We start from the raw sequence: 17,754 nt of genomic DNA, 5'->3' as shown, positions 1-17,754 counted from the left end.
CAAGCCACGCTGGAGGGCTTGCCGTGGCCTGCATCAGAAGTCCAGGGTGAGCCCTGCATACAGCGCACGGCCGTCGCCCGGGGAGTGCAGTGACGCATCTGCCCCATCCGGGTCGTACCAGACGTACTCGAAGTAGCGGTTGGTCAGGTTCTTCAACTGCAAGTCCACGCTCATGGTTTCGCTGAGCTTGTAGGTTGCACCGAGGTTCATCAGTACGTAGCCGCCATACGTACCTTGGGTGTTCTCCCGCTCCAGGTAGTAGTGGGTCTGCCCGTTCGCCCAGGCAGTCAGCTGCAGTGCGGGCGTGGCCTGGTAGCTGATGCCGGTGTTCCACAGATGGTGGGGCACGTGATCGATTTCCTGGCCTTTGCTGCCTGGTAACGCGCTGCTGGGCTCAAGGATCTTGGAGTACTGCCACGAGTACGACATCCATACCTCGGTGCGCTCGTCCGGGTGCAGGTTGACCTGCAGGTCGTAGCCCCAACGGCGTGTCTCCCCGACATTGTCTGACTCCCCGCTGGGGTCGTTCAGGCGCCGGCTCACTTCGCCAGAGGCATCCTGACGCCAGTAGGCCACGCGGCCATCGACCCAGCTGGCCGGGGTGAACTTGATGCCGGTTTCCCAGCCTTCGTTGATCGAAGGGGCCAGGTCCTCGTTGCGCGGCGGCACCTTGTACGCTGCGGCGCCGGTCCCGACCTGGAAGGTGCGGCCCCAGTTGGCATAAACGCTGGCGAACTTCCATGGCGAATAGACAATGCTGAGCTTGGGCTGTTTGATCAGCCCGTAGTCGTTGATGTCGTAGCCCTGCCCGGTCATCTTGTTGGTGAAGTCACCACTGATCTTGTCCACCCGGTAGGCCGGCACGATCTTCAACGATTCGAACGGCTCGATCTGCGCCTGCACGTAGGCACCGACCGTGTTGAAGTCGAAGTCCTGGTCGCGTGTCTGCGCCTGGCGTACACGCTCCACGGTGCGGTAGCGCTCGCTGCGGTTCTGTTGCTTCTGCACATCGCTGCCACCTTCCAGCGCAAAGGCGTGCAGCCAGTCCACCTGGGGTCGCCAGGTCAGCGAGGTGATGGCGCCGTACTGGTCCTCGTAGGTGTCGCGCTCCTGCTGTGAACTCGTGCGCCAGTACTGGGTCCAGCGACGGTCGTCATAGGTATTGAAGTAGGTCTTGGCCGACCAGGACAGGGTCTCGGCCAGGTCGGCGTCCAGGTGCACACTGACCTGATTCATTCGCCGCGTGCCTTTGTCCGTGGCGTTGTAGTCATTACTCATGCGCGGATGATGGCGGGCGTCATCCTCGGTCAGGTAGCCGGCCTCCTGAGCTTCTGACTCGTAGTGGCGGGCGATCAGGCCAAGGCGATAGCTGCCATCGTCAGGGGTATAGAACCACTTGCCGCCAAAACTGTAGCGTTCGGTGTCGGCATGATCGCGGTAACCGTCGACCTGCTGGCGGGCGAAGAAGTAGTTCTGCGTCCAGTTGCTGGTCTCGATGCCTTTGGCCAGTTGCACCTCGCGGGTGTTGAAACTGCCGTAGCGCAGGCGCGCCTTGTTGTAGTTGCCGCCAGTGCGGGTGTTGATGTTGACGTTTCCGGCGATGTTGTTCAGGCCATAGCGCGGGTCGCTGGTGCCGCGCACCACGTCGATGCTGTCGATGTCCATGGGGAACACCGCGTCGATGAAGGGCATGTTGCCGTCATTGGTGTTGCTGGGGATCCCATCGATCAGCAACTTGACCGCATTCACTTCGCCTTCGCCATTGAAGCCGCGAAACGACAGCTTGCCCGAGGTAGTGCCTTGGTTGAACTCGGTGAGCATCACCCCCGGTGCCCGGCGCAACAGCTCCCAGCTGTAGGCCACTGGCATTTTTTCGAGGATGTCACCGCCTAGAATATCCACCGAACTGAGCACGCTGCGGGTGGCCAGCGGGCCGCTTTCGGTACTGGTCACGCTGACCGCACCGAGGGTCATTATCGAGTTCTCGGCAGAGCGTGTTTCGGCAACGGCCGATGACAAGGGGCTAAGGCTGTAAACAGCGAGCACGGGCAGGACGGCGCGTGCGGTATGACGAAACGCAGACATGAAGTGTTTCCTGGAGACAGTCGAGCAGCGCTGCGCGCCGCATGGTGCGGGGCAGCATTGGGTAAGCGGCGACGGGTCAGGCCAGGGGGGAGGCGCGGGGGTTGAGCTTGGGCCACTGCTCACGCGGCAACGGCAGCTTGTGGCTGTCGCCGATCAGCAGTGCGTCGGGCCAGTAGCGGGGGAACAGGTGGCGATAGTAATTGCTGGCCATCAAGGCATGCCCGGCATGGCCACAGCAGCAGTCACCGACCTGGTGTTTCATTTCTGGCTGATCGTCAAGCTGCGGCAGTTCGGCCTTGAGCTGGGCCAGCAGTGACTTGGGCAGGCTTTGCGCACCGTGCAGGCTGCAGAAGCTGCCCAGGATCAGCGATTGGCTGTCGATGCTGGGGGATTGCAAGGCGCGGTCGAGCGGCATCGCCAGCAGGTTGAACAGCACGGCAATGGCTGCAAGCAAACACACAAGTGAGCGTGCACGTACGGTCATCCGACCCCCAGGCGAACAAGGCCCGTATTAAGCCTTATTCGCGCTCGGGGATGAAAGGTCGCAGCTGCGCCCTATTGTCGCAGGGCGCCTGCCTGGACGAGGCACCTGCTATCTGCCCCGAACCAGCCGGCGCAGTGCAAAGCGGTTGGGGTGGCAGGCTTCGGCGACCGTTCGCGGTACCGGCAGCGGCTCGCCGCTGACCCAGGCCGCCACCAGCTCACCGCTGAGCGGCGCGGTGATCAAACCCCGTGAGCCGTGGCCGCTGTTGACGTACAGGCCCTCGAGCCAAGGGCATGCCACCTGCGGCACTTGTCGTGCGTCCCGGGCAAGGGCTGCATAGGCCTGGGCGAAGGCAGGGTCGTCGGCCAACGGCCCAACAATAGGCAGGTAGTCCGGGCTGGTGCACCGGAAAGCGGCGCGGCCTTCAAGCGCCTGCACATTGAACCCCGTTGCGCCAAGGCGGCGGGACAGGTCAGGAGAAATTTCGTCCAGCAGCGCCAGGTTGCCCTCATGCTCGGCCGCCGTGGGGGTCAGGTCAGTGCTGTGGAAATCGAAGCTGGCGCCCAGGGTGTGTTCGCCGCATCGCGCAGGCGCTACATAGCCTTGCGCGCAGACAACGGTGCCCAGCCCTTGGCTCTGGGGTGTTGCGGGCAGCCGGGTGATCTGCCCACGGATGCGCTTGAGCGGCAAGCCGGCACAAGGCTCGAGCCGTTTGACCTCGGCAGCACTGGCCAGGACCATCACTGGCGCGTCGGCCAGCAACTGATCACCGGCCCAGGCCTGCCACCGCCCAGCGACCTTGTGCAGCGACAGAACCTCTTGGTGCGGGACCAGGCGGATGTTCGGATGCTCAAGCTGTTGGCGGCACAGCGCTGGTGGATGCACCCAGCCGCCTTCGGGATAGAACAGCCCACCTGCCGGTAAGGTGATGCCGGCAGCGGCCTGGGCCTGGTCCTTGGTCAATGCGTGTACCAGCCCGGGCTCGAAGGCCTGCACCAGCTTGTCCTGGCGCGCCGCCTCCTTGTCGTCGAAGGCCAGTTGCAGGACGCCGCAGGCGTCCCAGTCCTCGCCGCGCTGAAGGTGCTCAAGCTGACGGCGGGTGTAGCCGAAACCGGCGAGAATCATTCGGGACAAGGCCGTGCCGTGCGCCGATAGCTTGAGGTACAGCACCCCCTGCGGGTTGCCGGACGCTTCCTGCGCCGCTGCCGCATGCCGCTCCAGTACCGTGACCTGCCAGCCTCGACGGGCCAGGCTTGCCGCCGTGCAGCTGCCGGCCAGCCCTGCACCCACCACCACGGCCTGACGCGGCCCATCACCTGAAGGCGGTCGGGCGTACCAAGGTGCTGTCGGGGCAGGGGGTGGGCCCACATACGCCCCGCTCATTACTTCCCACTTCTTGCCGATGCCAGGCACCTTCTTCATGGCAAAACCCGCCTCCACGAGGCTGCGGCGTACCCAGCCGGTGGTGGTGAACGTACCCAGCACGGTACCGGGGTGGGACAGCCGCGCCAGTTGCGCGAACAGTGCCGGGGTCCACATGTCGGGGTTCTTGGCAGGGGCAAAGCCATCGAGGAACCAGACATCGACCTGGGCGTCGAGCTCTGGCAATTGCTCGAGCACATCACCAATCAGCAGGGTGAGGGTGACGCGCCCACCTTCGAAGGTGAATTGCTGATACCCCGGGTGCACTGCCACGTATTGCGCCAGCAAAGGCTGGCTGTAAGCGGCAAGCTCTGGCCACAGGCTGATGGCACGGGCCAGGTCATCGCGGTCCAGGGGGAATTTCTCGACGCTGACGAAATGAAGCCGGGCGTCTGCGTGGGCATGTTGCGCGAACAGTTGCCAGGCGCAGTAGAAATTCATGCCGGTGCCAAAGCCCGTCTCGCCGATGACCACGCAGGCATGGGGCGCCATTGCAGTGAAACGTTCCGCCAGGCGGGTCTGTCCGAGAAACACATGGCGGGTTTCATCGATGCCTTCGTTGACGGCGAAGTACACGTCATCGTAATGCCGCGAATGAGGGCGGCCCTGTTCGTCCCAGTCGATCTGGGCGTGCTGGAGAGGGGGAGATACGGTCATGGCGGGTGCGCAGCGACAAGCGACTGAAGAAGTGGCGATAGTCGCATGGCTGGGGCTTTCTTGCAGCCCAAACCCCCGCCCCAGGTGTGCTTTTGCGCTAGTCTTGTTTATCCATTGAAGGAGCCCGTGCATGTTCGAATCTGCCGAGATTGGTCACAGCATCGACAAGCAAACCTACGACGCCGAGGTTCCAGCCCTGCGTCAAGCACTGCTCGAGGCCCAGTATGAGCTCAAGCAGCAAGCGCGTTTTCCGGTCATCGTGCTGATCAATGGCGTGGAGGGGGCCGGCAAGGGCGAGACGGTCAAGCTGCTCAACGAGTGGATGGACCCGCGCATGATCGATGTGCTCACCTTCGATCAGCAGACCGACGAGGAACTGGCGCGGCCACCGGCCTGGCGTTACTGGCGCGCCTTGCCGCCCAAGGGGCGCATGGGGGTGTTTTTTGGCAACTGGTACAGCCAGATGCTGCAAGGGCGCGTGCATGGAGTGTTGAAGGATGCGGTGCTGGACCAGGCCATCAACGGCGCCGAACGCCTGGAGCAGATGCTGTGCGATGAAGGCGCGTTGATCATCAAGTTCTGGTTTCATCTTTCCAAGAAGCAGATGAAGGCGCGGCTCAAATCCCTCAAGGACGACCCCTTGCACAGCTGGAAGATCAGCCCGCTGGATTGGCAGCAGTCGCACACCTACGACCGCTTCGTGCGCTTCGGGGAACGTGTGCTGCGCCGCACCAGCCGCGATTACGCGCCCTGGCATATCGTCGAGGGGGTTGATCCCAATTACCGCAGCCTGGCCGTCGGGCGTATCCTGCTCGACAGCTTGCAGGCGGCCCTGGCCAACAATCCCAAGGGCAAGCACGTGGGCAATGTCGCGCCGCTTGGGCGCAGCATTGATCAGCGCAGCCTGCTCGGTGCCTTGGACCTGACAGTGCGTCTGGACAAGGCCGACTATCAAGAGCAACTGGTCACCGAGCAGGCGCGCCTGGCCGGTTTGCTGCGTCACAAGCACATGCGCCGTCATGCCCTGGTAGCGGCCTTCGAAGGCAATGATGCGGCGGGCAAAGGCGGTGCGATCCGGCGCGTGGCCGCTGCCCTGGACCCCCGTCAGTACCGGATCGTGCCCATTGCCGCGCCGACCGAAGAAGAACGCGCGCAGCCTTACCTGTGGCGTTTTTGGCGGCACATTCCCGCGCGTGGCAAGTTCACCATCTTCGACCGCTCCTGGTATGGCCGGGTGCTGGTGGAGCGGGTCGAGGGGTTCTGCAGCCCTGCCGACTGGATGCGCGCCTATGGCGAAATCAACGACTTCGAAGAGCAACTGGTGAACGCGGGCGTGGTAGTGGTCAAGTTCTGGCTGGCCATCGACCAGCAGACCCAGCTCGAACGCTTCGAGGAGCGTGAGCAAACCCCATTCAAGCGCTACAAGATCACCGAGGACGACTGGCGCAACCGCGACAAGTGGGACGACTACAGCCAGGCCGTAGGCGATATGGTCGACCGCACCAGCAGCGAGATTGCGCCCTGGACGTTGGTCGAAGCCAACGACAAGCGCTGGGCGCGGGTCAAGGTCCTGCGCACTATCAACGAGGCGCTGGAAGCGGCGTTCGCCAAGCACAAGAAGTAGGCGGGGCGCGTACCCCTGACAGGCAGGTGGGCATGTGCAACGCGGCTGCGCTCCGGTGTGTTGCCCGCATCATGCCCCCATAGAATGACGTGATGAATTCTTTTCCCGGCATGCCTGCGCTGGTTACCTGCGCAACCCCGTAGAATTCAGCCACCCCCACCACGGATCTGATCGAGGACACCATGCATACCACCTCCGGCCGTTGGGTTCACGGCCTGCTGCTTGCCCTGTTGACTGCATTGCTATGGGGCATCCTGCCGATCAAGCTCAAGCAGGTGTTGCAGGTGATGGACCCGTTGACGGTGACCTGGTATCGCCTGCTGGTGTCCGGTGGGCTGCTGTGCGCCTGGCTGACGGCCAACCGTCGCCTGCCGTCTTTGGGCAGGCTCACGCGCAAGGGCAGGGGCCTGGTGGGGGTGGCGGTGCTGGGGCTGATGGGCAATTACGTGCTGTACCTGATCGGCTTGAAGCTGCTGAGCCCTGGTACGGCGCAGCTGGTGGTGCAGCTGGGGCCGGTGCTGTTGCTGGTGGCCAGCGTATTCGTGTTTCGCGAGCGATTCAGCGTAGGGCAGGGGGTGGGGCTGTTGATCCTGCTGGCAGGTTTCGGGCTGTTCTTCAACCAGCGCCTGGAAGAACTGTTGACTTCGCTTGGCGCCTATACCACGGGTGTGCTCACCATTGTGCTGGCCACCAGTATCTGGGTGTTCTACGCCTTGAGCCAGAAGCAGTTGCTGACGGTGTGGAACTCGCAGCAGGTGATGATGATGATCTACCTGTGCTGCGCGGCGCTGCTGACGCCTTGGGTGCAGCCGCTGGAAGTCTTGCAACTGAGCCCCGTACAGAGCTGGCTGCTGCTGGCGTGCTGCCTGAACACGCTGGTGGCCTATGGCGCCTTTGCCGAAGCCCTGGCGCATTGGGAGGCTTCCCGGGTCAGTGCGACGTTGGCATTGACGCCCTTGGTGACGTTCGTGGCGGTGGCACTGGCTGCGCTGGTGTGGCCTGAGTATGTGCAGGCGGAGCAGATCAACATGCTCGGGTATGTAGGGGCTGTGGTCGTGGTGGCAGGCTCGGCGCTGGTTGCGCTCGGGCCTTCACTGGTGGCGGGATGGCGGGCACGTCGCGCGCGGCTTGCGCAGGTGTCCTAGGTGTTGGGGGCGGGTGGCGCCTCTGATCAGACGCCGGTTGGGCAGCAGGAGCAGCAGGAATGGTTGCGGCCGCTCGGCAGCCTATCCCTGCCGCTCACACGGGGACTCGCTGGCCCGGATGCGGTGCAAGGCAGTTGCTCCCACACCCAATGCGCGAGCCTTTTTGGCGTTGCCGAATAAAAGGGGGCAACGCAAGCCGCCCCCACAGACTTCAACCCTTGCCACCCGGCGCCAGCATGTTCTCCGGCCTTACCCACTCATCGAACTGCTCGTTGGTGAGGTAGTCCAGCTCAAGCGCCGCCTCACGCAGGGTCTTGCCCTCGCCATAGGCTTTCTTGGCGATCTCTGCGGCCTTGTCGTACCCGATATGCGGGTTGAGTGCCGTTACCAGCATCAGCCCTCGCTCCAGGTGTGCGGCCATCTGCTCGGTATCTGGCTCGATGCCCGCCACGCAATGCTGCTGGAAGTTGCGGCAACCGTCTGCCAACAGCTCGATGGACTGCAGCAGGTTGTGGATGATCACCGGCTTGAACACGTTCAACTGCAGATGCCCCTGGCTGGCGGCAAAACCGATGGTGGTATCGTTGCCAAGCACCTGGCAGGCCAGCATCGACAGCGCCTCGCACTGTGTCGGGTTGACCTTGCCCGGCATGATCGAACTGCCGGGCTCGTTGGCGGGCAAGCGCACCTCGGCCAACCCCGCACGGGGCCCTGATCCGAGCAGGCGCAGGTCGTTGGCGATCTTCATCAAGGCCACCGCCAAGGTTTTCAGCCCCCCAGCCAGGCTGGTCAGCGGCTCGTGCCCGGCCAGCGCTGCAAACTTGTTGGGTGCGGTCACGAAGGGCAGCCCGGACAGAGCGGCCAGCTCGGCAGCAATGGCTTCGGCGAACCCCTGGGGCGCATTGAGGCCCGTGCCCACCGCCGTGCCGCCCTGGGCCAGCTCATACACCGCCGGCAGGCTGGCGCGGATGGCGCGCTGGGCATAATCGAGTTGCGCCACGAACGCCGAGACTTCCTGGCCGAAGGTAATCGGCGTGGCATCCATCATGTGGGTGCGTCCGGTTTTGACCAGGCGATGGTGCCGTGCCGACAGCTCGGCCAGGCCCGAGGACAGCTCGGCGATGGCCGGCAGCAGTTGCGCGTGCACGGCCTGGGCGGCTGCGATGTGCATGGCGGTGGGGAAGCAGTCGTTGGAGCTCTGGGAGCGGTTGACGTGATCGTTGGGGTGCACCGGCGACTTGCCGCCGCGCACCTGGCCGGCCAGTTCGTTGGCGCGACCTGCGATCACCTCGTTGACATTCATGTTGCTCTGCGTGCCACTGCCGGTCTGCCAGACCACCAGCGGGAACTGATCGTCGTGCTTGCCGTCCAGGACCTCATCGGCGGCCTGCTCAATCAGCCGGGCAATGTCGGCGGGCAGTGCACCGTTGCGGTCGTTGACGCGGGCAGCGGCCTTCTTGATCAGCGCCAGGGCATGCAGGACGGCGAGCGGCATGCGTTGCTGGCCGATGGCGAAGTTGATCAACGAGCGCTGAGTCTGCGCGCCCCAGTAGGCGTGCTCAGGAACTTCAACCGGCCCAAGGCTGTCTGTTTCGATACGGCTCATGCTGCATTCACTCCCTGTCAGTCAGAATCAGCAGTTTAGGCCCTCATGCGACCTGGCGGTTCAATCGCCTGTCGTGCCACTTGAGCAGCTCGCCCTGGCGGGCGCAGAATGCTCGCTCTGAGGTACCGCCTCCCCCTCCTGAAGGAAATGCAATGACCCGTCTTCGTGTCCTCTGTGCTGCTGTCGCCCTGGCTTGCGCCAGTGGCCAGGTCCTGGCCGCCACCCCCAGCCACAACGCCGCTGCCGAGAAATTCCTGACCTTGGCCAATGCCGACAAACTGGGCACGCCGGTGTACATGCAAGTGCAGCAGATGTTCGCCCAGCGCTTTGCCCAGACCAAGGCGCCTGCCTCCAAGCAGCCTGTGCTGGAAAGCTACCAGGCCAAGGCCAACGCCGCGCTGGACAACGCCATCGGCTGGAAGAAGCTCAAGCCCAAGATGGTCGACCTCTACACCCAGACCTTTACCGAGCAAGAGCTCAAGGACCTGGTCAAGTTCTACGAGTCGCCCCTTGGCCGCAAGGTGCTGCGCGAGATGCCCAAGGTCACCCAGCAATCGGCTCAGCTGACCCAGCAGACCCTCGAACCGGCGGTGCCGGTGGTCAACAAGCTGCTTGAAGACATGACCAAGGAGCTGGACCCTAACTACGGCAAGGCAGCCGCGCCAGCCAAGAAGTGAGCACGGCCATGAACATGCAACAGCGTATCGAACAGCAACTGGCGAGCCTGGCGCCTCAGCACCTGCAGGTGCTCGATGAAAGCCACATGCACAGCCGTGGTCAGCAGACCCACTACAAGGCCGTGATCGTGAGCGAGGTGTTCGAAGGCTTGAACAGCGTCAAGCGGCACCAGAAGGTGTATGCGACCATGGGCGAGCTGATGGGCCAGATTCATGCGCTGGCGATTCACACCTATACCGGCGATGAATGGGCACAGGTCGGCAGCGCGCCGGCATCGCCTGTCTGCGCCGGCGGCGGGCACTGAAAGCTTGCTGTTGTTCTGGTAGAATCCGCTTCATCCCAAAAAGGGGCTGCTGCACAGCCCATCGCTGGTACGCCAGCTGCTTCAGGTAACCCCACTGCGTTGACGCACCGGGCACCTGAAGCGGCATGTGTGCCTGCGATGGGCGTGCGGCGGCCCTTTGTTCATTGTGTAACCCGGTCCGCCCCTTACGAGGGCAGCCACCTGGAGAACCTGATTCATGTCACACCCCATCGTCGTCGCGGCGCTGTACAAGTTCGTCACCTTGCAAGACTACGTCGAGCTACGCGAGCCGCTGCTCAAGGCCATGCTCGACAACCATGTCAAAGGCACCTTGCTGTTGGCCCATGAGGGCATCAACGGCACCGTGTCGGCCACCCGCGAAGGCATCGACGGCCTGCTGGCCTGGCTGCGCAGCGACCCGCGCCTGGTGGACATCGACCACAAGGAGTCGTACTGCGACGAGCAGCCCTTCTACCGTACCAAGGTCAAGCTCAAGAAAGAGATCGTCACCCTGGGCGTGCCTGGGGTCGACCCCAATCAGGCGGTGGGCACCTACGTCGAGCCCAAGGACTGGAACGCGCTGATCAGCGACCCCGAGGTGCTGCTGGTCGACACGCGCAACGACTACGAAGTGGCCATCGGCACGTTCAAGGGGGCCATCGACCCCAAGACCGAAACGTTCCGCGAATTTCCCGACTACATCAAGGCCAACTTCGACCCGGCCCGCCACAAGAAGGTCGCCATGTTCTGCACTGGCGGCATCCGTTGCGAAAAAGCGTCCAGCTATATGCTCGGTGAAGGCTTCGAGGAGGTCTATCATCTGAAAGGTGGCATCCTGAAGTACTTCGAGGAAGTGCCACAGGAACAAAGCCTGTGGGAGGGCGACTGCTTCGTGTTCGATAACCGCGTCACGGTTCGCCATGACCTGAGCGAGGGTGAATATGACCAGTGCCACGCCTGCCGTCACCCGATCAATGCCCAGGAGCGTGCCTCGGAGCACTACTCGCCAGGTGTAAGCTGCCCGCACTGCTGGGATTCGCTGAGCGAAAAGACCCGCCGCAGCGCCATCGACCGGCAGAAGCAGATCGAGCTGGCCAAGGCCCGCAACCTGCCACATCCGATTGGCCACAACTACAAAGCCGAGGCCTGAGTGATGTCTGCGCGCCTGATCTACGTGATGGACCCGATGTGTTCCTGGTGCTGGGGCTTCGCACCGGTGGCCAGTGCGCTGATCGATCAGGCCAGTCAGGCGGGCGTGCCTACCCATCTGGTGGTCGGCGGGCTGCGCAGCGGCAGTGCCGCGCTGGACGGCGCCACCCGCAAGTACATTCTCGAGCATTGGCAGGCCGTGGCCCAGACAACGGGGCAGCCTTTCAATTTCGAGGGCGCCATGCCCGACGGCTTTGTCTACGACACCGAACCGGCCTGCCGAGCACTGGTTGCTGCCCGCGAGTTGGATGGCGAGCGCCTCTGGCCTCTGCTGGCAGCCATACAGTCTGCGTTCTATGAAGGGGCTCATGACGTGACCACCGCCCCGCACCTGGTGGAGCTGGCCGAGCAGGCGGGTTTTGAGCGCGGGCCGTTCGCCGAGGCGTTCACCCGCGCCGAAACCCGCGCTGCCACCGCCGCGGATTTCGCCTGGGCGCAAGGCTTGGGCATCGCGGGCTTCCCGACCTTGCTCGCTGAGCGCAACGGCCAACTGGCCTTGCTGACCAACGGTTATCAGCCGCTTGAGCGTCTGCAACCGTTGCTTGGCCGCTGGCTGCAGCAGGCTGCCAATGCTTGATGTGCCCGGGTCGCCCGACCCGGCGCCGTCCAAGCCGGCGGGCTCGGCCGACCGGTTGAGCTGGTCGGAAATCCGCCGGCTTGCCCTGCACCACAAAAAGCAGCTGTGGACGGCGAACCTGATTGCCGTGCTGGCAGCCTGCTGCAGTGTCCCGATCCCATTATTGCTGCCGCTGCTGGTGGATGAAGTGCTGCTCGGGCACGGCGATGCCGCGCTCAAGTGGATGAACCAGCTGCTGCCGTCTGGCTGGCAGGTCGCAGCAGGCTATATCGGCCTGATGTTGTGCCTGACCTTGTGCCTGCGCCTGGCGGCACTGGCGTTCAACGTCATCCAGGCCAGGCTGTTCGCCGGATTGGCCAAGGACATCGTCTACCGGCTACGCATTCGCCTGATCGAACGGCTCAAGCGTATTTCCCTGAAAGAGTACGAGAACCTGGGCAGCGGCACGGTCACCACGCACCTGGTCACGGACCTGGACACCCTCGACAAGTTCGTGGGCGAGACCCTCAGCCGCTTTCTGGTCGCCATGCTCACCCTCACCGGCACGGCCGCCATCCTGCTGTGGATGCACTGGCAACTGGCGCTGCTGATCCTGCTGTTCAACCCGCTGGTCATCTACTTCACGGTGCAGTTGGGCAAGCGGGTCAAGCACCTGAAAAAGCTCGAGAACGACAGCACGGCCCGCTTCACCCAGGCGTTAGCCGAAACGCTCGATGCCATCCAGGAGGTCCGCGCCAGTAACCGCCAGGGCTATTTCCTCGGTCGATTGGGCGTCAAGGCTCGCGAGGTGCGCGACTACGCCGTGGAATCGCAGTGGAAGAGCGACGCCAGCGGCCGCGCCAGCGGACTGTTGTTCCAGTTCGGCATCGACATCTTCCGCGCAGCGGCCATGTTGACGGTGTTGTTCTCGGACTTGTCGATCGGCCAGATGCTTGCCGTCTTCAGCTACCTCTGGTTCATGATCGGCCCGGTCGAGCAGTTGCTGAACCTGCAATATGCCTACTATGCCGCTGGCGGTGCGCTCAACCGCCTCAATGAGCTGCTGGCACGCGCCGACGAGCCCCAGTACCCGGCAGCCAGTGACCCTTTCGCCGGGCACGCAACGGTGGGCATCGAGGTACGGGACCTGTCCTTTGCCTACGCCGACGAGCCGGTGCTGGATAACCTGAACCTGGCCATCGCACCCGGTGAGAAGGTTGCCATTGTCGGCGCCAGCGGGGGTGGCAAGAGCACGCTCGTGCAGCTGCTGCTCGGGCTGTACAGCGCGGATGCAGGCACCATTCGCTTCGGCGGTGCCACCCTGCAGGAAATCGGCCTGGAAACCCTGCGTGAGCAGGTGGCCGTGGTCTTGCAGCACCCGTCGCTGTTCAACGACAGTGTGCGGGCCAACCTGACCATGGGCCGGGACTGCACCGATGATGCCTGCTGGCAGGCACTGCGGATCGCTCAGCTCGACGGCACCATCGCCGCGCTGCCTCACGGCCTGGACAGCGTGGTGGGACGTTCGGGTGTTCGCTTGTCCGGCGGTCAGCGTCAACGGTTGGCCATTGCACGCATGGTACTGGCCGAACCCAAGGTGGTCATTCTGGACGAAGCCACCTCGGCGCTGGACGCTGCCACCGAATACAACCTGCATCAGGCGCTGGCGCGTTTTCTCAAGGGCCGCACCACGCTGATCATTGCCCACCGCTTGTCGGCGGTGAAACAGGCGGACCGGGTGCTGGTGTTCGACGGCGGTCATGTGGCCGAGGACGGCGACCATCAGCAGTTGATTGCCGAGGGCGGGTTGTACGCCAAACTGTACGGGCACCTGCAGCAGCTCTGAGCGCTGTGTGAAGTGCCTTGGGGCGACGGTCAGACGGGGCTGCTTGCAACACAGTCTCACCGCGTATTCGAGCGTTTCACACCCAGGCTAGGGCCTGAGCAATCGCAGGAATTCGACACCGGCCGGCGCCATCACCTGTTCGGCCCGCGTGATCACGCCGATCTCGCGTACCACTCCCGGATGATCCACCGCCACCTTGCTCACTTCGTGACGGCCCTCGTCGGCCGACTCGGGCAACAACGCCACGCCCTGGCCCTGACGCACCAGTGCCAGCACCGTCGACATGTAGTTGGCTTCAAGCCCTGCCGCTAGGGGCAAGCGCGCGTCGGCGAACAGCCGCTCGACCAGGTTGCGCACGCTGCTGTCCCGTCCGGTCAGCAGCATGGGGTATGCCGCCGCTTCGGCCAGCGTCACCGCCGTATGCCTGGCCAAGGGGTGGTCGTGCGGTACGTACAGGCACAGGCGATCTTCGAGCACGGCCTTGAACGCCAGCCCTTGGGTAGGCCGTGCCTGCACACCCAGGCCGAAATCCACTTCCTGCTCCAGAACTAGCGTATCGATGCGCTGGGCTACCACGTCACGCAGCCTGACCTCGATGCCGGGGAAGCGTTCGCGAAAGCGCTGCACCACGCCTGGCAGCAACCCCGAGCACAGCGAGGGTAGGGCCGCGATGGTCAGTACGCCACGGCGGGAGGTGGCATGGTCACGGGCCGCCTCGACGATGTTGTCCAGATCGAGCAGCAACTTTTCCATCGGCAACAACGCATGCTGACCGGCAGCGGTGAGGCCTACGTGACGCGGGCTGCGTTCGAGCAAGGTCACCCCAAGCCAGTCTTCGAGTTGGCGAATCTGCACGGTGAGCGCCGAGGGCGACAGGTTCAGGGTCAGGGCGGCCTTGGAAAAGTTACCGGTTCGCGCCACCGCCAGGAACGCGCGGATGAGCTGTATCGCATTCTTCATTTTGTTTTTCCGAACGTGGCTTGCCGAATATTTCAATTCACAGAGCCTAACGCCGTTGTTATTACTCTTGCAAAACAACAACAGGGCCTTCTCTCGCAACCGCGGACCTGAGCCCGAAGAGGAAACCCCATGCTCGCCACCCTCGGTGTCGCTACTGTCCTGTGCATGCTCGTGAGCATCATGAGCAAACGCATCTCCCCCCTGGTCGCCCTGATCGCCCTGCCCATCATCGCGGCGTTGCTCGGTGGCTTCGGCCTGCAAACCAGCGGCTTCATCATCACCGGCATCAAGAACGTCGCCCCGGTCGTGGGCATGTTCGTTTTTGCCATCCTGTTCTTCGGCATCATGACCGACGCCGGCATGCTCGACCCGATCATCGACCGCATCCTCAAGCGCGTCGGCACACGCCCGACGCGCATCGTCATGGGCACGGCCCTGCTGGCCCTGCTGGTGCACCTGGACGGTTCGGGCGCAGTGACCTTCCTGGTGACCATCCCCGCGATGCTGCCGCTGTACACCCGCCTGGGCATGGACAAGCGCATCCTGGCCTGCGTCACGGCCATGGCGGCCGGGGTCAACTTCCTGCCCTGGACCGGCCCGGTGCTGCGGTCATCGGCAGCGCTGCACGTGCCGGTGGCTGACCTGTTTCAGCCGCTGATTCCGGTGCAGATCGTCGGGCTGATCTTCGTCTTCGCCTGTGCCTACTGGCTTGGGCGACGCGAAGAACGGCGCCTGGGTCTGGGCCGGGACGCGCTCGACGTCACCCCTCACCAGCGTGTGCTGACTGACGCCGAACGCGAGCTGCGCAAGCCGCGCATGTTCTGGCCCAATTTGCTGCTGACCCTGGTGGTGATGGGCGTAATGATCGCAGGGGTGGTGGACCCGGTGGTGATGTTCATGGTCGGTACCGTGCTCGCCTTGTGCCTGAACTACCCCAACGTGGACGCGCAGCGGGCGCGCATCGACGCCCATGCCAAGACCGCGCTGACCATGGCCAGCATTCTTCTGGCCGCGGGCGTCTTCACCGGTATCATGCAAGGCACCGGCATGCTCAAAGCGATGGCCGAGGTGGCGGTGGGGCAGATTCCTGCAGGGCATGGCCAACTGATTCCTGCGGTAGTCGGTTTTCTTTCCATGCCCCTGAGCCTGCTGTTCGACCCGGATTCGTTCTACTTCGGCATCATGCCGGTGGTCGCCGAGGTTGGCAGAGCCCTGGGCGTGGACCCGATGCAAGTAGCCCAGGCTTCGCTTCTGGGCGTGCACACCACGGGTTTTCCGGTCAGTCCACTGACCCCCGCGACCTTCCTGCTGGTTGGCCTGTGCAAGATCGAACTGGCCGATCACCAGCGCTTCACCATCCCTTTCCTGTTCGCGGCCTCGGTTCTGATGACCTTGACCGCCCTGGTCATTGGAGTTTTCTAGATGAAGACCATACGCATCGGCGCTGGCGCCGGTTATTCGGGCGACCGCATCGAGCCGGCCATCGAGTTGGCGCAACAGGGTGAACTGGACTACCTGGTGTTCGAATGCCTGGCCGAGCGCACCATCGCCCTGGCGCAGCAAGCGCGGTTGCTGGACCCGCACGGTGGTTTCGACCCCTTGCTGGGCGAGCGCATGCGCCGCGTGCTGCCTTACGTAGGTCCAGGGGCCGACGGCACGCGGCGGCGCCTGCGCATCATCACCAACATGGGTGCGGCCAACCCACTGGGCGCGGCCTCTGAAATCCGCCGCATCGCGGCTGAGCTGGGCTTGCCTGGTATCAAAGTGGCGGCGCTGACCGGCGACGATGTGCTCGCCACCTTGCAGCAATGGCCCGAGCAGACCCTCGACAACGGTGCCACCCTCTCTGAACTGGGCGATCGATTGATTTCAGCCAACGCTTATGTGGGCGCAGAGGGTATCGTGCAGGCCTTGCAGGCCGATGCAGATATCGTGGTCACCGGCCGTGTGGCCGATCCGTCGCTGTTTCTTGCACCGCAGCTGTTCGAGTTCGGCTGGCGCGTCGACGACTGGACGCTACTGGGGCGCGGCACCCTGGTCGGGCACCTGCTCGAATGCGCAGGGCAAATCAGCGGCGGCTACTTCGCCGACCCCGGGGTGAAGGAAGTGCCCGAACTCGACCGCCTTGGCTTCCCGCTGGCCGAAATCGATGCCATGGGCCATGCGGTGATCAGCAAGGTGGCCGGTTCCGGCGGGCGCATCGATACCGCTACCTGCACCGAGCAACTGTTGTACGAAGTGCATGATCCGGCCGCTTACCTTACGCCCGATGTGACGGCTGATTTCAGTCAGGTGACGTTTCAGGCCCTGGATCAAGATGAGGTCCAGGTGCGAGGCGCCAGTGGGCGCGCGCGCCCGGAGGCGTTGAAGGTGTCGGTGGGTTTTCTCGACGGTTGGATCGGCGAAGGGCAGATGTCCTATGGCGGCCCTGGTGCGGTGGCCCGCGGGCGCCTGGCCGAAGCGATCGTACGCAAGCGCCTGCAACTGACCGGTGTGGCCTGCGACGATATACGCAGCGAGCTGATAGGCGTCAGCGCCTTGCACGGTGACGACCTGGCCCAGCGCGCCCAGGGCGAGCCCTGGGAGGTGCGGCTGCGTGTGGCGGCGCGCTGCGCCACCAAAAATGATGCGGTGCGCATCGGCAACGAGGTGGAAACCCTCTACACCAACGGCCCCTATGGCGGCGGTGGAGCGAGCAAGTCGGTGCGTCAGGTGGTGGCGGTGGCTTCGCTGTTGCTGCCCAGGGACGCGGTCGCCTTGCAGGTGCATCTGGAGGAGGTGGCATGAGTACCCACACGAAATTGCGCGATATAGCCCACAGCCGTACTGGCGACAAGGGCGACACGTCGAACATCTCGGTAATCGCCTTTGATTCGGCTGACTACCCGCGCCTGGCCCAGTGGCTGACGGTAGAGCGCGTCACGGCCCACTTTGCCGAGCTGCTGGACCCGGCAGGCCCCCCCGTTCGCCGGTACGAGCTGGCGCAGCTCGGGGCGTTGAACTTCGTGCTGCCCGGCATCCTGCGTGGCGGTGTGACCCGATCGCTGGCCTTGGATGCCCATGGCAAGACGCTGGGGGCGGCGCTGCTGGATCTCGAACTCTGACAAGCGGTCGGCCCGCGCCGTGCACACGGGTCAAGCCCGGCCCCTGCGGTGCGCACTTGAGTGGGCCAAAAACC

At 63.9% G+C, this 17,754-nt stretch carries 15 protein-coding genes; 10 read left to right on the top strand and 5 right to left on the bottom strand.

Annotated elements, in window-relative coordinates; translation table 11 throughout:
* Positions 1–33 precede the first annotated feature (33 nt).
* The 3 genes from NMB38_RS15565 to mnmC form a co-directional block, all read right to left on the bottom strand.
* On the bottom strand, positions 34–2,085 hold the full coding sequence (locus NMB38_RS15565) for a TonB-dependent receptor (protein ID WP_049695605.1): 2,052 nt from the start codon (positions 2,083–2,085) through the stop codon (positions 34–36).
* Between the two features lie 76 nt (positions 2,086–2,161).
* Complete coding sequence (locus NMB38_RS15560; protein ID WP_023533821.1) at positions 2,162–2,569, bottom strand: DUF2946 family protein; 408 nt, start codon at positions 2,567–2,569, stop codon at positions 2,162–2,164.
* A 108-nt stretch (positions 2,570–2,677) separates the two neighbouring features.
* The gene (mnmC, locus tag NMB38_RS15555) at positions 2,678–4,648 is read right to left on the bottom strand and encodes a bifunctional tRNA (5-methylaminomethyl-2-thiouridine)(34)-methyltransferase MnmC2/FAD-dependent 5-carboxymethylaminomethyl-2-thiouridine(34) oxidoreductase MnmC1 (RefSeq protein WP_028688050.1); all 1,971 of its coding nucleotides are present in this window, start codon (positions 4,646–4,648) and stop codon (positions 2,678–2,680) included.
* A 130-nt stretch (positions 4,649–4,778) separates the two neighbouring features.
* On the opposite strand from mnmC, the gene pap reads away from it, so the two are divergent.
* Positions 4,779–6,272 carry a polyphosphate:AMP phosphotransferase gene (gene pap, locus NMB38_RS15550; protein ID WP_027915857.1) on the top strand — a complete coding sequence of 498 codons (1,494 nt, stop codon included), beginning with the start codon at positions 4,779–4,781 and terminating at the stop codon, positions 6,270–6,272.
* Between the two features lie 182 nt (positions 6,273–6,454).
* Complete coding sequence (locus NMB38_RS15545; RefSeq protein WP_490805953.1) at positions 6,455–7,417, top strand: DMT family transporter; 963 nt, start codon at positions 6,455–6,457, stop codon at positions 7,415–7,417.
* Positions 7,418–7,628: 211 nt separating this feature from the next.
* Here the strand turns inward: NMB38_RS15545 and NMB38_RS15540 are convergent, their stop codons facing one another.
* Positions 7,629–9,023, bottom strand: coding sequence for a class II fumarate hydratase (locus NMB38_RS15540; protein WP_027915860.1), 1,395 nt, complete (start codon positions 9,021–9,023; stop codon positions 7,629–7,631).
* A gap of 152 nt (positions 9,024–9,175) precedes the next feature.
* On the opposite strand from NMB38_RS15540, the gene NMB38_RS15535 reads away from it, so the two are divergent.
* From NMB38_RS15535 to NMB38_RS15515, 5 genes are all read left to right on the top strand, one after another.
* The gene (locus tag NMB38_RS15535) at positions 9,176–9,700 is read left to right on the top strand and encodes a DUF2059 domain-containing protein (RefSeq protein WP_027915861.1); all 525 of its coding nucleotides are present in this window, start codon (positions 9,176–9,178) and stop codon (positions 9,698–9,700) included.
* Between the two features lie 8 nt (positions 9,701–9,708).
* Entirely contained in the window at positions 9,709–10,005 is a 297-nt protein-coding gene (locus NMB38_RS15530) for a BolA family protein (RefSeq protein ID WP_027915862.1), read from the top strand.
* Positions 10,006–10,222: 217 nt separating this feature from the next.
* Complete coding sequence (trhO, locus tag NMB38_RS15525) at positions 10,223–11,155, top strand: oxygen-dependent tRNA uridine(34) hydroxylase TrhO (RefSeq protein ID WP_027915863.1); 933 nt, start codon at positions 10,223–10,225, stop codon at positions 11,153–11,155.
* A gap of 3 nt (positions 11,156–11,158) precedes the next feature.
* Positions 11,159–11,791, top strand: a complete 633-nt coding sequence (locus tag NMB38_RS15520) for a DsbA family protein (RefSeq protein WP_027915864.1) — start codon at positions 11,159–11,161, stop codon at positions 11,789–11,791.
* Positions 11,784–13,616 carry an ABC transporter ATP-binding protein gene (locus tag NMB38_RS15515; protein WP_027915865.1) on the top strand — a complete coding sequence of 611 codons (1,833 nt, stop codon included), beginning with the start codon at positions 11,784–11,786 and terminating at the stop codon, positions 13,614–13,616. Before NMB38_RS15520 ends, NMB38_RS15515 begins: the two co-directional genes overlap by 8 nt.
* 87 nt (positions 13,617–13,703) lie before the next feature.
* Here the strand turns inward: NMB38_RS15515 and NMB38_RS15510 are convergent, their stop codons facing one another.
* The gene (locus NMB38_RS15510; protein ID WP_027915866.1) at positions 13,704–14,576 is read right to left on the bottom strand and encodes a LysR family transcriptional regulator; all 873 of its coding nucleotides are present in this window, start codon (positions 14,574–14,576) and stop codon (positions 13,704–13,706) included.
* A gap of 129 nt (positions 14,577–14,705) precedes the next feature.
* Here NMB38_RS15510 and NMB38_RS15505 point away from each other — a divergent pair, with 129 nt between their 5' ends.
* Genes NMB38_RS15505 through NMB38_RS15495 form a run of 3 tightly spaced genes read left to right on the top strand, consistent with a single transcriptional unit; the run spans position 14,706 to position 17,680 of the window.
* Positions 14,706–15,998, top strand: coding sequence for a CitMHS family transporter (locus NMB38_RS15505; protein ID WP_027915867.1), 1,293 nt, complete (start codon positions 14,706–14,708; stop codon positions 15,996–15,998).
* The gene (locus tag NMB38_RS15500) at positions 15,999–17,363 is read left to right on the top strand and encodes an acyclic terpene utilization AtuA family protein (RefSeq protein WP_028688046.1); all 1,365 of its coding nucleotides are present in this window, start codon (positions 15,999–16,001) and stop codon (positions 17,361–17,363) included.
* The gene (locus tag NMB38_RS15495) at positions 17,360–17,680 is read left to right on the top strand and encodes an AtuA-related protein (RefSeq protein ID WP_027915869.1); all 321 of its coding nucleotides are present in this window, start codon (positions 17,360–17,362) and stop codon (positions 17,678–17,680) included. The genes NMB38_RS15500 and NMB38_RS15495 overlap by 4 nt, the downstream gene beginning before the upstream one ends.
* The last annotated feature ends 74 nt before the right edge of the window (positions 17,681–17,754 follow it).

Source organism: Pseudomonas sp. FBCC-B35, assembly GCF_059133755.1.
Note: the sequence above shows the minus strand (reverse complement) of the source record. Positions and strands in the feature narration are given on the sequence as shown.